Origin of the sequence: Catenulispora sp. GAS73 (genome assembly GCF_041262085.1) — a bacterium.
In the GTDB taxonomy this organism is placed as follows: Bacteria; Actinomycetota; Actinomycetes; order Streptomycetales; family Catenulisporaceae; genus Catenulispora.
On the sequence record NZ_JBGCCM010000024.1, the window covers coordinates 17,868 to 31,805 of the forward strand.

Below are 13,938 nucleotides of genomic sequence, written 5' to 3' on the forward strand. Positions count from 1 at the left end.
TCAGGTGCCTGACAGAGGAGCCGGATCCATGAGCATGACGACCGTTCCTCCGACTCCGCCGCCATCGCAAAGGACGCGGCCATCGACCGGCCCGGTGCGTCCGTGGCTGCTCGGCGGCACGGTGATGACGGTGTGCGCCGCCGCGACGTTCGGCATCGTCATGGCCCTGACCGGCAGTTCGTCGGGGACAGCCGCGACGACGTCAACGACGGTCACGCCAGCAACGACGTCACCCAGCCACGTGTCGACGAGCCCGGCCGGCCACGTCTACCAGCACGCACCGCGGTCATGCTCCTTGATCAGCACGGCGCACGCGGCCGAATACGCTCCTGGCGCCAAATGCACCCCCGGCTTCAGCGAAAGCGGAAGCCGAGGCGTATGGACAGCCCTAGGAGCTGGCGCGAGCGGCTATTACATGCTGGAGGTCGGTGTTTTGCTGAGCCCGGAAACCTCGACCGTCTTCGCCACCTTGAAGTCGCATGTCGCAACGATGGTGGGCGGCACGCCGGACGACGTCCGCAACGTCCAGGGCCTCGGTGACGAGGCATACCTCGCCCACGCACCCGGCCGTACCTATCTGCAGATCGCGGAAGGCAACGCCCTCGTCGACCTCAACTACACGCGCGGCCAGTCGGCGTCCAAAGCCGAGGACGAGGCAGCAGTGATCACGATGGCGCACGACGTGCTCAGCCAGCTGTCCTAATCTGCCCGTTCAACAGCGGACGTCCCTCGAAAGGCAGTTGCGTGTTTCTCTCGCAAGGCAGGACAGCGGCAACACGCCGGATAATCGCCAGCGACCGCCACCACGCACCACTATTGCCGCATGCCTGACGTGCTGAGACACCAACAATAGGGCCGTGTCGGAGGCCCTCAGCAGCAGAAGCAGGCGGCACTTCATGGCAAGACGAAACCAGACGGCGATACCAGCCTTGTTCACGTTACCGTCGGCTCCAGAGCGCTGCCCGAAACCCAGTGCCGCCACGACGATGAAGCGCCCGGGCGAGTAGGAGGGCCTGGTCGGGTGGGCCGCAGGTCGTGCGCGCCCTCCTACTCGGTTGGTGGCCGGTGGTCCGCGGCTCACGTCTACTGGCGGGTGTTGACCGAGGAGCACCAGGATCCTGTGACGTCCCGGGCGTGGCAGCTGCGTCGAGCGCGGGCGACGATCGCTGGCGAGGGCCGAATCGTCGTGGAGTTCTCCGATGTGGGGCTGAGCCGCACTGTTCTCGCCGTTCCTGCGACCAGGGCCAGCGTCATTGCTGGAGGCCGTGCGGATCCTGATCGGGTTTTCATGCTGTGGTGATCGGCTCGCACGCAACCAGTACTCGCTGGTCGCGCCGCTACTGGCGCTGCACGGCGTGCCGCTGTGTATGCCCGAGCTCGGCGGGGCGATCGACCCGGCGATCGACACCATCGAGGAACTGATGGACCTGCTGGGCATCCTGGCCCGCGGGTCGCTCTCCCGGATCGCACGTGAACAGGGGCTCAACCCGCGCACCGTTCGCCGCTTCGCCGCGGCCGAGTGATCCCGGGCGCGGGCCTTGGGGCCGGTGCCAGTACGGCCAGCTCCCAGGCTCAGTTTCGGCTCGAAGTTCGACGGGCGCAGGGGCCTGCGGATCGATGCTGGGGTCCGGGACCCAGGCGAAGTTCAGTCTGACCGGGTGGTCGTCGGAGTTCTGGGGGTAGGTGATCGTGCCTTCGATCCGGGCGGGCAAGATGCTGTAGAGCCCGCGGGCCGGCCCGAAGCCCGGGAGGTTGGTTTCCACCAGGTCGCGGTAGCCGGCGATCGCCTCGGCAAGGATCTCGGCGGCGGTCGAGATGGCAAGTTCGGTGGAGTACCCCTGCCAGCGCCACCGCCGTCCCGGAGGATGGTCGGGCAGCGGCCACGGTCGCTGCAGGTACTCGCCATCCAGTTCTGCCAGCTGTTCGTTCAGCTAGATGATGTCCGGCGACTTAAAGGTGTGGCCGCCGCACTGCCAGGTGGAGGAGACGCTGGTGTTTACCTTCTCCATCATCTGAGCGACCTTCTCGCGGAGTGCGTCGAGCAGGATCAAATCCCGTCCCAGCTGCACTCCGGCATCGCTAATGGCGAAGTTCGCGAGGATCCACAGTCGCTCGTGGTTGATGCGGGTACCGACGGAGTGGGCAGGGCCTGGTGTTGGATCACCCCGGTAAGGGTCTTCTGGATCCGGTTGCGGGCCCACTGCCATCGGCTGTAGTCGCCGGAGGGTTCGGTGAACATCTGCGAGGAACGCCAGCCGCCGGGGCGAAGGTCGAGCAGGTGGGCGAAGTCCGGGAGCGAGACCACTGTGGGGGCGGTCTGGTCCCAGTGCTCTGCCAGGGTCATATATCCGGAGGCGAGGTGAGCGCCCATTGCACGAGGCGGCCTTCGTGATGGTGTGCCAGCGAGGAGGCCAAAGGGCCGTAGCCATCGAGCAGTGCCTGGAGCGCTTCGCGCAGCCACAGGCCGACGGCGATCGCCGGGTCGGCCTGGGCATCACTGTTCGTGTCATGCCGCCCCCGCGTTTCGATCCTGGCTCGACGCGGCTTCGTGAGAGACGACGTTCAATTTCCGGCGGGTGTTCTCCGGCTCGATCTCGTCAAGTACCCAGGACAGCGCGGCCGGGCTGGTGCGGGCTACCCGGCACAGCAGCTGCTCCCGCTCCGCTGAACCCGAGCAGGTGGCGATCACGGATGCGATCGCGTAGCGCCAGGAGGGAAAGGAGTCACGGCTGGCTGCGGCCTCGATCTCGATGGTCCCGGATGAGATCGACTGCGCGCCGAAGTGCTGCTCGAAGACTGGGAGCGCGAAGCTCAACGTGCCGTTGTGCTCCACGACGAACCGGGTGTCGGTCAGCTGCCAGATCTGCGCCTCGTTGCCGATCGCGGTCGTCGAAACCGGCCTCTGCGCTTGCAGGGTCAGGACGGCCAACCGGGCCAGCGCCTTCCAAAGCTCCGGTGACGCCGCGCTCGGCCGGCGCCTCTGGATGATGCTCTTCGAGAGGTCGTGCAGCAGCTGCATACGGGTCACGTCTGCGCCCTGTCCCGACGGTCAGGTAGCCAGCGCCAGGGCACTCAAAGGCCGCCGCAGCAGATCGGTCGTCTCGGAGTTCCACTGCCGCCACGGCAGCTCGACGTCGGAGGCGACCTTCATCAGCTTCGCGCCGCGTTCCGCACTCCACAAGTCAACGTCCAGACGGACGGCACGATCCATTGTCGTGCCCGGCTGGGTCGTCGCGAGGATAGCGACCTTCGGCCACACGCTGACCATCTCGCGGGCCTCGCGCACGAGCCGTTCGGCGTCGACCAGGTCGATGCGATCCAGATCATTCAGCACCACACGGCACACAACCTTCGGGTCCTGACCCAGCCAGAGCTCGTCGGACTGAACCTCCGGCTGGCGCGGGACAACCCGTCGTGGGGCTACACCCGGATCCAAGGCGAGATGCGCCGCCTGGGCCACCGGGTCGCCGCAGCCACCATCCGCAAGATTCTGCGAAGCCACCGCATCCCGCCCGCCCCGAACCGGGACGACGGCCCGACCTGGCGTACGTCCTGCGGGCTCAGGCCGCGACGATCCAGGCCACCGACTTCTTCCAGATCGAAACGGCCACGCTCAAGCGGCTGTACGTGTCCTTCGTCCTGGAGGTGGGGTCCAGGCGTGCGCACTTCCTCGGGGTCACCGAGCATCCCACTGCGGCCCGGCACCGACCGCATGCTCATCGTCAGCGGCCGCCACCTGCGTGTCGTCCTCGACCAGTACACGGAGCACTACAACGCGGCCGGACGCATCAAGGCCACGGGCTGAGCCTGCGTACATCACTAGATGATCCGGACATCGCCCCGTTCCCGGCTCACCGGATCACCCGAACAAAGATCCTCGGCGGTCTCATCAACCAATACGACGCCGCAGAATAGGCCCAGCTCAACGCCTCGGCAGCGTTATTGAACCTCACAGGCCTCTCGGCGGATACCACCAGGCTGGAAGAGAACAAGAAGACGCCTGGGCGCAAGCGGGGTCTGGCCGTGGACGTGGTAGGGCTGATCTTCGCGGTGGTGTCGTGGCGGCCTCGGTGCACGACAACACCATCGGCACCCGGCCGCTGGATGAGGTCAGCACGGCCGCGAAGACTGTGTCCGACCCTGTTGCAAGATCGGGTCCGGCTCGTCACAGCCGCATGAAGCGCGTGCACAGACGCGGGAAACAAGTCATACGTCGGGCGTCAGGCCGTCGTCGAGCGCCCCAGAAAAGTCAGCTCCTCGGGAGCGGGGATGGAGATCTGGTGGAACCCGATGCGGTCGTAGAACGCCCGCGCGCCGGTGTTCGCAGAGGACATCACCAGGTGCACCCGCTTCACGCCAGCCTTGTCAAGAGCCGCGAACAGCGTGGCAAGCAGTGTCCTGCCATACCCGCGCCCCTGATACCCTGGCAGCAGACTAATGTGCAGATGCGCCGGATAGTCGGCGAGCGCCGGAGTCACCATCACCTCCGGACGGTGCAGGAACGCGGTCATCACCGCATCAGGCGTGCCCGGCTCCCCGCCCGGCAGCGGATGCTGCGCGGCGACCGTGGGCAGCCACTTGTCGCGGAAGTCCCGTGCGAACCGCGCGGTGTCGCTGGTGCCCAGCACGTATCCGACCGCTCGTCCGCCGTCGTCGAGCACGAAGGCGAGATCCGGCTCCAGCGTCGCATAGGGTCCGGCGAAGATGTCCGGCAGCAGCGTCTGGTCCCGATAGACACCACGCACATCGCCGCCGGCGGCACCGGTCCGCATGCAGATGTCATAGAGGGCGTCCCGATCCTCGGGCCGGTAGGGACGGATGTCGGCTGAGATCACGTCCTCACCGTAGCGCGGCGCACTGACAGCCAACGAACGACGTCCAACAGCCGATCACCGGCGCACAGCACCGAAACCCGACGCCCGAAGTCACCTCGCCGCACACTCCACCATGTCAAACTACGGCGTTGAGGGTCCCCGCCAATGTACCAGCAGCGGACAAATCGCGCCGGCGTCACTGCGGGCCCGACCGGAACCCCAGCGCCGCGGGTCGCGGCAACACGATGACGAAGGCCCGGACGGTTCGTCTCGATCACGGTGCTCGACGAGGGATCAGCCGCGAGGCCGAGCTCGGCGATACTCCCGGGATGCACCACCCGCACACAAGTCAGGATCACCACATTCTCCTGCTCTGGCAGTGTGGTCATGTCGAATTGTCGGATGGAAGCTCGGCGAACCAGATCCCCAAACCCCCTGAGGTGGAGGAGAAACCGTATGTTGATCTGCGGAGTCAAGGCATCACACGACGGCGGCATCGCATTGATCGAGAACGGCCACCTCCTGGCGAGCATCGAGATCGAGAAGGTCGACAACGGACTCCGATACTCCGCGCTGGGGCGTCTAGCCCGTGTCGGGGAGATCCTGCGGTCCCTCGACGTCGACCCGGCCACGGTAGACCGCTATGTCGTGGACGGCTGGCGGGTCGAGGCGGGGGCGCAGACGGAGTCGGTGGACGTCGAGATCGACGGCGGGATATTCCCGCTCCCGGTGGCCCCTTATGTCGACGGCGGAGTCGTCCGCGATCCCTTGCACCGCTACGAATTCACGCCGGTCCGCTTCGACACCGGCAAACCCGCCGTCGGGTATTCCAGTTACCACCACGTGGGCAACCACATCATGGGGTCCTATTGCACCAGTCCGTTCGCGCGGCGCGGCGAGGACTCGCTCGTCGTCGTCTGGGACGGCGGCATCCTCCCCCGCGCGTACCACGTGAGCGCCTCGGACTCTCGGGTAACCGCCCTGGCCCCTCTGCTCCCGATCATGGGCAACATCTTCGCCGACTTCTGCAGCCACTTCGAGCCCTTCCAGAAGGTGATCCAGGACCTGGTCACCGAGGAGAACATGCGGCGCCACCTGGAGATCGCGGGCAAAGCCATGGCCTACGCGGCGCTAGGCACGGTGACAGAAGCCGCGCTCGCCATTATCGACACCCAGTTCGGCGAGCTGTCCGAGATCTCGACGCACCAGGCGTTCCAGCTGGGCGAGAAGATCTCAGCCAACCGCGACCAGCTCCTGCCGGGGCTGACCAACGCCGACATCATCGCCTCGTTCCAGGCATACCTGGGCCGCGAGCTCCTCGTCTCGCTGACTCGGCTGGTCCACAAGCGCTATCCGGGCGAGCCGCCGAATCTATGCCTCGGCGGCGGCTGCGCGCTCAACATCAAGTGGAACAGCCAGCTGCGCGAGAGCGGCCTGTTCCGGGGGATCTGGATTCCGCCGTTCCCGAACGACTCCGGTGCGGCGATCGGCACTGCCTGCTGCGAGATGTTCACCCAGACCGGCCGGACCTGGCTGGACTGGGACGTATACAGCGGGCCGCGGCTGAAGCCGAGCGCCGTCCCGCAGGGCTGGACGGTTAGCGACTGCGACGAGCGGCAGCTGGCCGGACTTCTGCACGAGACCGGGGAACCGGTCGTCGTGCTGTCGGACCGCACCGAACTCGGCCCCCGCGCCCTCGGGAACCGCAGCATCATCGCACCCGCGGTGGATCCGGCCATGAAGACCCGGCTCAACGACGTGAAGAAGCGCGAGCACTACCGCCCGGTGGCGCCGATATGCCTGGCGTCACGGGCCCCAGAGGTATTCGAGCCGGGCACGCCGGACCCCTACATGCTCTTCGAGCACATGATGCGTCCCGGCTGGGCTGAGAAGGTGCCGGCGGTGGTCCACCTGGACGGCTCCGCGCGCCTGCAGACCATCGACGAGTCCACCCGGAGCCCGATCCTCGCGATCCTCACCGAGTACGAGCGGATCAGTGGGATCCCCGTCCTGTGCAACACCAGCGCCAACCTCAACGGACACGGCTTCTTCCCCGACGTCCAGACCGCCGCCGAGTGGGGCCGGACCCGCTACATCTGGTCCGACGGCAAGCTCTACACCGGACCGGAACACCCCAAGAACTGAGGCCGAGCACGGCGAAAGCACCGAACGCCGAGGCCGTCGCAGAGTCCCTCGCGACGGCCTCGGGTTTCTTTAGAGCGTTATCGCCGAATCAGACCGGCCCCGGGCGCTCACAGCGTCTTGGCATGAAGGATTCCGAGGCGGGTGGTCCCCTGGAAAAGGTACTGGGGCTGCGGTTCGGCGATGACAGTGTCGATGCCGAAAATGCGGCAGTACTCGTGCGCGAAGTGCGCACCCGTGACCGCATAGACGATCAGGCGGGTGCCGCCACGCCGAGCCGCGTCGAGAACGTCATCCAGCGACCCGTTGATGAGAGTCTCGCCGCAGACCAGGGCGACGTCCGCGGCCTCGACGATGGCGGGCGTCTGGTCTCCGTGCAGGACAGGGACACCGTTGATCCCGTCCTGGATGAGGATCGGGTCGTAGTCGGTCGCCACGATCTCGACCCCCCGACGCTGTAGCTCGGCCACATAGTTGCCGATGACACCCACGTTCGCGACCCGGCGTCCGGACGTCTCCTCAAGGAGCGCCATCACCTCGTCTCCGACGAGTTCCGCCCGGCGGACCGCTTTCGCGCTCAGCCTGCCCTGCAGGTCGTGGACGACGTCCACGGGCTCCTTGATACCGGCGTAGACGGTGTCGAGCAGCGCGATCTCCATCGACGGATCAGTGCATTCGATGAAGCGGGCGTCCTTGCCGATGAACTCGTCGGCGTATCGTGCGATGTCCACCGATCCAAAATCGGCGTAGGAGCAGCCCTGGTGCTCGGTCTGCGCCATGACAAAGGAGAAGTTAAGCAGCCTCTCCTCCCGGTTGGGCCGGCACCGATGGTCGACGCGCCACAGTCCGCGGAGCAGGAATTCCTCGTCGTCGAGGCACGCGGTCCGACGCATCGCGACCTCGCGCAGTTTCTGGAGAACGCGATTCATCCTTCCGGATCCCTTCCATGGCAATGAGGTGGCTGGCGGCGAAGCGCGACTCAGTTCACCGTGAATGAGAACGTCTCGTGCATCCTGCGTGTCCGCACAAAGTAGTCGAACGCCCGCTCCGCCAGGTCGACGAGCTGGGCGTCGTCCGAGTCCCGGGTGATGTCGATCAGCCACTGCCACACGGCCGCGGTTGGGAGCTGCTCCGTCAGATGCGCCTTGCCCAACAGAAAAGCGACGTCACGGATGTTGTAACGGTTTACGATCTTGGAAAGGGCGTTCAGACGATCCTGGAGATCGGCTTCCGACAGCGGCTTCCGGTCGACGATGCTAGGCTCCAGCGTCGGATCGTAGACCTTGCGATCAGCGAAGACGTCGGCGGGAGAGAACCCGGCGTCGACGCGGAAGTCGAGGCACAGCGACCAACGGCTCTGGTGCGAGTCGTTGATGCCGGAGTGCGCCTGAGCCGCGTCCAGGTGCCACACCTCCCCTTTTCGCATCTTGAAGACGATGTCCTCATCCGAGTTGACGGTGTGCGGGTTGTCCTCCAGGACGATGATGACCCGATAGAACTCGTTCGCCGGATCATCCAGCTCGAGATAGTCGCGATGGGGAAGAATGAACCAGTCCGTGACGTCCCGCGCGCGCACCATGAAAAGGCGATCGCTCGAAAAGTTCTGGGAGATGAACTCGGCGATGTAGGGAACCTCTGCGAGCAGCTCGGTGGGGACCGCCTTCGTGCCCGCGACGAAGAGACCGTCGCTTCCACAGCCGGAGGCGTTCATGAGAGGAAGGTTAACCCACCGACCGGAGGTGAACTCGTCATAGGTCTCGGGCGGTTGGGGCATCTTGCCCAAAGCCGCGATATCGGGGGCCAGCCGGCCGTTATCAAGGTCGAGACGGCCGAGAAGTGCTGAAGCCACGGTCGTTCAGTTCCCTTCTTACCTCGGAGCCGGAAGCACTCGATCCACCCCACGCGAAACGGCCGACAGCCGCGTCGTCGCACGCCGGTGGGCCCGTCAGCTCCCGCAGATGAAATCCGCCAGCCGGTGGCCGAGCATGATGCACGTCAGATTGGTGTTGGCACTCACCGACGCGGGGATGACGGAAGCGTCGGCGACGCGGAGGCCGTCGACTCCATAAACCCTGAGTTCGGCGTCCACCACGGACCCGAGGTCGTCGGCAGTCCCGATGCGGGCCGTGCCGGTCGGGTGGTGTGCTGTCTCCACCGACTGCGCGATGTAGGTGTCGAGGAGTGCGTCGTCCCTCACGGTCGCGGGCGCGAGCCCCACGACGGCACCCAGGAACGACTCCAACGCAGAACTATGTGCCGCCTCCCAGGCCAGGCGCACCCCGGCCCGGTGCCGTCGACGATCTTCGGCGGTCTGGAGATGGTCGAGCTCCACCAGCGGACAGGCGTGGGGGTCGAGAGACACGAGCCGTACTCGGCCCCGCGATTCAGGCATGACGATTTCGGAGGCTACGACGAATGTGTGGTCGCTGCTCGTGTGGTGTGCCAGGTGTGGAGCATAGAGCTTGATCTCCACGTGGTTAAGCAAGCACAGCTGCATGTCGTTGCGCCGTGGCGAGTCTGGCGCGCTGTAGCGCAGCAGTACTTGGGCGCACGGCCCGGCAGCCTCAACCGTGCCCGGAACAGGCTCGCAAATGACAGGCACCTGGGAATGGTCAGCCAGGTTGGCGCCCACTCCGAGGCAGTCGGCCACGACGTCGACGCCCAACGCGCGAAGCTCGTTCGAAGGTCCGATCCCCGACCGGAGAAGGACGGCCGGCGTGCCGAAAGCGCCGGCGCAGAGGGTGAATTCGTCCGCCAAGACGCGGGAACGCTGGTCGCGGACTACCAGGTCCACCGCCACGGCGCGATTCCGGGCAAAGACGACGCGGTCAACCAGTGCCTGCGGAAGCACGGTGAGATTCGGGAGGCTTCGGGCCGCCGCGAGAAAAGCGGTGGCCGCGGACTGCCGCTGCCACGAATCGTCGAGGTTGAGCGGGAGCGGTCCGGCGCCGGTCGTGTCCGGCTGGTTGAGGTCGGCCACTTCCGGAAAGCCCGCCGACCGACAGTAGGCAAGGAAGGCTTGCGACACCCCGGCAACGTCCGCCGCCGCAGGTCGCGAAATACGAAGCGGTCCCTCTGCTCCGTGGTACGCGCCCTGGTGATCGAGGTCGGTCTCGATCGAAATGAAACTCTCGAGAACCCGCGCCCAGGACCAGTCACCGATTTCGGAGGACGGCCAATCGCCGAAGTCGGCCTCTTCCGGACGGAGCGCTATGCACGTGTTGATCGATGAAGACCCACCGACCACCTTGCCGCGAGGAAGCCAGATGCGCCGGCCTCCGGTACCCCGACCGTGAATCCCCCAGTCATGGGATGCTAGCGCCGGCGTGCGGCCGTCTCGCAGCGGGAACGGAAGCTCGCCGGTCGGGTAGTCCGGGCCCGCCTCGACAAGCAGAATCCTTCTATCCGAACCGGCGGCAAGCCGAGCGGCGAGTGTCGATCCAGCCGAACCGGCGCCGATCACGACGTGGTCATAGTGAATCGCCACGGGCCGCCCTCCGCACCTGAACCGGGATCAACCGGCTAACTCCTATAACGTCAGCGGCACAGTACAAGCCCTGACGAATCCAGCGGTCCTCACACATGCCAGGTTCCTGCCGAGCATCTCGACGTGGTGTTGTTCGAGTACGGGAGAACCTCCTGACCGGTGTCAGTACGACCCGGCCCACCCGGTGCAATAGCCTCATCGCTCAGCCATCCCGGTCGATCGCTGCCGGATCGCGCCCGGAGCTGTGGAGGCGGGCCTGCAGCCCGATGAGAGCGGACTCATGCTGACGATCCACACCACGAGCCCCATGCTGACAGGCGGCACAGTCAAAGAGTCGCTTGAACGTCTCGACGACGTCACCACCTGGACCGAGGAATCGGGCTGTGACGGGATGCTCGTCTTCGCGGACAACGTGTCCTACGACCCCTGGGTCGTCGCGGGCAGGATTTTGGGTAAGTCGGACCGCTTGATTCCGCTCATTGCGGCGAACCCGGTCTATCAGCATCCTGTGACGGTTGCGAAAAGCGTCAACTCCGTAGCCGCAGTCCACAACCGTCGCATCGACCTGAATCTGGTGGCTGGCGGCTTCTCCAGACACTTGACGCAGATGGGGTGCACACTCGATCACAGCGAGCGATACGACAGACTCGCGGAGTTCGGCAGCATCATCGCCGAGCTGACGACGTCGGAAAGGCCGGCCAAGTATTCCGGCACATACTACAAGCTCAACGCGATCTGTTCGTCCCCTCCTCCTCCCATCGGCATGACACCACGTTTGTATGTGTCAGGGGCATCCGAAGACTGTATCCGCGTCCAACGCCTTCTCGACGTAACGCGACTGTGCTACCCGCGGCAGCCAGACCAGTACGAGCACGAATCGCCGTTCGTCAACGGCGGCATACGGCTGGGCATCGTCGCCCGGGACGATTCGCGCGCCGCGTGGCGAATTGCTCGTGAACGCTTCCCTGTCGATCGGGTCGGCGAGGAGTTTCACGACCTCGCCGCGGAAACGGTGGAGTCCCACTGGCATCGCCGGCTTTCGCAGGATGCCCTGAGGACGTCCAAGCCGGAGGGCAACTATTGGATGTACCCCTTTCGGGCCTACAAAACGTTCTGCCCGTACATCGTGGGAAGCCACACAGAGGTGGTGGACCTATTGCTGCGGTACATGAGACTCGGCGCGTCGACCTTCATCTTGGATGAGCCCCCGAGCATGGAGGATCTGCTCTATTCGGTTCGGTCTCTGCGTCAAGCGTGGGCACGATTCACAGCCGATACCGCCGACCAAGATAGAGGCGAAGCATGAACCCTTGGGACCAGCGCTTCGAGTCACTGCTACGCGCAGCCTTGCGCGATCTTGCAGACGACCAGGAGCTGACTCCGGATCTGAGCATGGTCGACGTCGGCCTGACGTCATTCGCGGCCGTCGAACTCTTGTTGCGCATCCAAGCCGCGTACTCCATAGCTGTCCCGGAAGAGCTGCTGAACTTTACGAGTTTCAGCACCCCAGGCACCCTGTGGACGCTGGTATCCAAGGTACTCGGATCGGGTTAGCGGCATGCCTCATGCCCCCGTTACCCACCAGCATTGAATCAATCAGTAGACCGATACGTCCAGCAAGGAGGTTCGCCATGCCGATCCCCAGCGTTGACGCCCCAGCCGGATCGCCAGCTTCCTGGCTGCACGATATGGCTGCGACAATACACGATAATATACTGCTTCATGGCGCGGTACTCATCCATGGCATCTGTATGCACACCCCGGCAGACGTCGCCGAAGCGAGACAGGCTTTGGCCATCGAAGCTTTCACTCCGACCGAAGCCTTCGTGCGTAGGAACGACTTCGGAGACGGTGTCGTCTCGCCGATTCAATGGCCCGATGAGCGGCTTCTGTGTCACTTCCAGGAGGGGTCGTTCAGCATGGATTCGCCTTCCTTCGTGCTCGCCGCATGCGTGAAACCACCAAGTAGCGGCGGAGAAGCGCACCTTGCGGACACCCGTCTAATACCAGAGCATCTTCCCGTCGAGCTCGTAGATAAAGCCCGCAAGCACGGGTGGACCATGACTCGGGTATTCCACATGGGGTTCGGCATCACGTGGCAGGAGGCGTTCTCCGTCACCTCCCGGGCCGAACTGGAAGACTTGCTTGCCAGGGAGGGAATCGATCACCAATGGCGGTCCGACTCGCTCCACACGGTCCGCAGCCTGCCAGCTCTCGTGGATCATCCGGTCACCGGCAAAGAGTGCTGGTTCAATGATTTGGCGTTCCTCAACGCCGCCAGCATGACACCGCATGAGCGGACGGTTCTGACCGCGGCGTTCGGTGACGACCTCCCCATGGATACCGCCTTCGGCGACGGCACGCCGTTGTCCGCGGAGGATGTGAGCACAATTCAGCGTGCCTATGAACAAGTGACTTCCAGCATCAGTTGGCAACCAGGGGACGTGCTGGTCGTCGACAACATCATGACATCCCTGGGACGGGCGCCCTTCGACGGCACCCCCGAGTTCCTGATCGCTCTTGGTTCCAAACGCTCCGGTTCGAGTGCTCAGCGGTAATCAACACCCGGTTCCCCAGGAGGACTCACCCATGACCACCGCAATCCACGAGCACGTGGCGAAGTACAAGTCCGTCTACGATGAACACGGCTGGTTCAGGTTCCCTTATCGCTTCACCGGGGACTCCGTCGCGCTGCTTCGCGAGCGAGTGGCGTCGATCAGCGCGCAGTCCAGGCCAGAGGTCGTCCACGAGAAGGGTGGCAACGCGGTCCGGGCGATCCACGGCTGCCACGACTTCGACGAGGCATGTGCCGCCCTGGTGCACTGCTCCGCCTTGGTTTCCTTGGCCACGGCTCTGATCGGCGCTCCCGCAGCCTACGTGTACCAGTTCAAGGTCAACCTGAAGCCGGCGCGTGAAGGCGCCGCATGGCCCTGGCACCAGGACTTCGCGTTCTGGAGCGAAGAGGACGGCATGCCGCGACCTGACGCCGTGAACATAGCCATATCGCTGGACGAGATGCACGAGGGCAACGGCCCCATGATCCTGATCCCGGGCACTCACCGCCTGGGCCTGTTCGACCTGCCGCCTAAGAAGTCACACGGCAGCGAGGAGGACTGGCGCAGCCACGTGGCTGCCGATCTCGCGTACACCGTGAACGCCGACCGCGCTGAGACTCTGGCCCGCAAGCACGGAAAGCGCCTCGTCCTCGGCAGAACCGGCTCGATCCACGTATTTCACCCGAGCATCATCCACTCCTCGTCGGATAACCTCTCGGCGGACGGCCGGGCCTTACTTCTGATCACCTACAACGCCGTCGGGAACGCCCCGACACGCACCACGCGGCCCAGCTTCCTGGTCAGCCGGAACTGCGATCCGCTCGTCCCCGTCGACGACGAGCGTTTCCGCCTCGAACCCGACACGCTCGACTGAGGACACCAGGCTTTGGGCCTAAAGCCGCGGGGTGGTGAAGCGAGCTGTACGAGCGTCTGCACTGAC

Annotated in this window: 15 protein-coding genes; 8 read left to right on the forward strand and 7 right to left on the reverse strand. The window is 65.1% G+C overall.

Features of this window, described 5'->3' with window-relative positions:
• Positions 1–28: 28 nt before the first annotated feature.
• Positions 29–703: a hypothetical protein gene (locus ABH935_RS31630; RefSeq protein ID WP_370381612.1), complete on the forward strand. Its 675-nt coding sequence runs from the start codon at positions 29–31 to the stop codon at positions 701–703.
• A gap of 562 nt (positions 704–1,265) precedes the next feature.
• Complete coding sequence (locus ABH935_RS31635) at positions 1,266–1,523, forward strand: hypothetical protein (protein WP_370381613.1); 258 nt, start codon at positions 1,266–1,268, stop codon at positions 1,521–1,523.
• Between the two features lie 524 nt (positions 1,524–2,047).
• Here the strand turns inward: ABH935_RS31635 and ABH935_RS31640 are convergent.
• The 3 genes from ABH935_RS31640 to ABH935_RS31650 all read right to left on the reverse strand — a co-directional run bounded on the left by ABH935_RS31640 (position 2,048) and on the right by ABH935_RS31650 (position 3,502).
• Positions 2,048–2,344 (reverse strand): hypothetical protein, encoded by a 297-nt coding sequence (locus ABH935_RS31640; RefSeq protein ID WP_370381614.1) that lies wholly within the window; start codon positions 2,342–2,344, stop codon positions 2,048–2,050.
• 162 nt (positions 2,345–2,506) lie between these two features.
• Complete coding sequence (locus tag ABH935_RS31645; RefSeq protein WP_370381615.1) at positions 2,507–3,028, reverse strand: hypothetical protein; 522 nt, start codon at positions 3,026–3,028, stop codon at positions 2,507–2,509.
• A 21-nt stretch (positions 3,029–3,049) separates the two neighbouring features.
• On the reverse strand, positions 3,050–3,502 hold the full coding sequence (locus tag ABH935_RS31650) for a hypothetical protein (RefSeq protein ID WP_370381616.1): 453 nt from the start codon (positions 3,500–3,502) through the stop codon (positions 3,050–3,052).
• Between the two features lie 156 nt (positions 3,503–3,658).
• Between ABH935_RS31650 and ABH935_RS31655 the strand changes: the two genes are divergently transcribed.
• The gene (locus ABH935_RS31655; RefSeq protein ID WP_370381617.1) at positions 3,659–3,805 is read left to right on the forward strand and encodes a hypothetical protein; all 147 of its coding nucleotides are present in this window, start codon (positions 3,659–3,661) and stop codon (positions 3,803–3,805) included.
• Positions 3,806–4,220: 415 nt separating this feature from the next.
• Here the strand turns inward: ABH935_RS31655 and ABH935_RS31660 are convergent, their stop codons facing one another.
• Positions 4,221–4,835, reverse strand: coding sequence for a GNAT family N-acetyltransferase (locus ABH935_RS31660; RefSeq protein WP_370381618.1), 615 nt, complete (start codon positions 4,833–4,835; stop codon positions 4,221–4,223).
• Between the two features lie 435 nt (positions 4,836–5,270).
• Between ABH935_RS31660 and ABH935_RS31665 the strand changes: the two genes are divergently transcribed.
• Positions 5,271–6,959 (forward strand): carbamoyltransferase N-terminal domain-containing protein, encoded by a 1,689-nt coding sequence (locus ABH935_RS31665; protein WP_370381619.1) that lies wholly within the window; start codon positions 5,271–5,273, stop codon positions 6,957–6,959.
• Between the two features lie 107 nt (positions 6,960–7,066).
• Here the strand turns inward: ABH935_RS31665 and ABH935_RS31670 are convergent, their stop codons facing one another.
• The 3 genes from ABH935_RS31670 to ABH935_RS31680 all read right to left on the reverse strand — a co-directional run bounded on the left by ABH935_RS31670 (position 7,067) and on the right by ABH935_RS31680 (position 10,443).
• Entirely contained in the window at positions 7,067–7,885 is an 819-nt protein-coding gene (locus tag ABH935_RS31670) for a Rossmann-like domain-containing protein (protein ID WP_370381620.1), read from the reverse strand.
• 50 nt (positions 7,886–7,935) lie between these two features.
• Positions 7,936–8,805 (reverse strand): aspartyl/asparaginyl beta-hydroxylase domain-containing protein, encoded by an 870-nt coding sequence (locus ABH935_RS31675; protein WP_370381621.1) that lies wholly within the window; start codon positions 8,803–8,805, stop codon positions 7,936–7,938.
• Positions 8,806–8,901: 96 nt separating this feature from the next.
• Positions 8,902–10,443, reverse strand: a complete 1,542-nt coding sequence (locus ABH935_RS31680; RefSeq protein ID WP_370381622.1) for a GMC family oxidoreductase — start codon at positions 10,441–10,443, stop codon at positions 8,902–8,904.
• A gap of 280 nt (positions 10,444–10,723) precedes the next feature.
• On the opposite strand from ABH935_RS31680, the gene ABH935_RS31685 reads away from it, so the two are divergent.
• From ABH935_RS31685 to ABH935_RS31700, 4 genes are all read left to right on the forward strand, one after another.
• Positions 10,724–11,749, forward strand: coding sequence for an LLM class flavin-dependent oxidoreductase (locus ABH935_RS31685; RefSeq protein ID WP_370381623.1), 1,026 nt, complete (start codon positions 10,724–10,726; stop codon positions 11,747–11,749).
• Complete coding sequence (locus tag ABH935_RS31690; protein ID WP_370381624.1) at positions 11,746–11,997, forward strand: phosphopantetheine-binding protein; 252 nt, start codon at positions 11,746–11,748, stop codon at positions 11,995–11,997. Before ABH935_RS31685 ends, ABH935_RS31690 begins: the two co-directional genes overlap by 4 nt.
• A gap of 77 nt (positions 11,998–12,074) precedes the next feature.
• Complete coding sequence (locus tag ABH935_RS31695; protein WP_370381625.1) at positions 12,075–13,001, forward strand: TauD/TfdA family dioxygenase; 927 nt, start codon at positions 12,075–12,077, stop codon at positions 12,999–13,001.
• Positions 13,002–13,032: 31 nt separating this feature from the next.
• Positions 13,033–13,872, forward strand: a complete 840-nt coding sequence (locus tag ABH935_RS31700) for a phytanoyl-CoA dioxygenase family protein (RefSeq protein WP_370381626.1) — start codon at positions 13,033–13,035, stop codon at positions 13,870–13,872.
• Positions 13,873–13,938 lie beyond the last annotated feature (66 nt).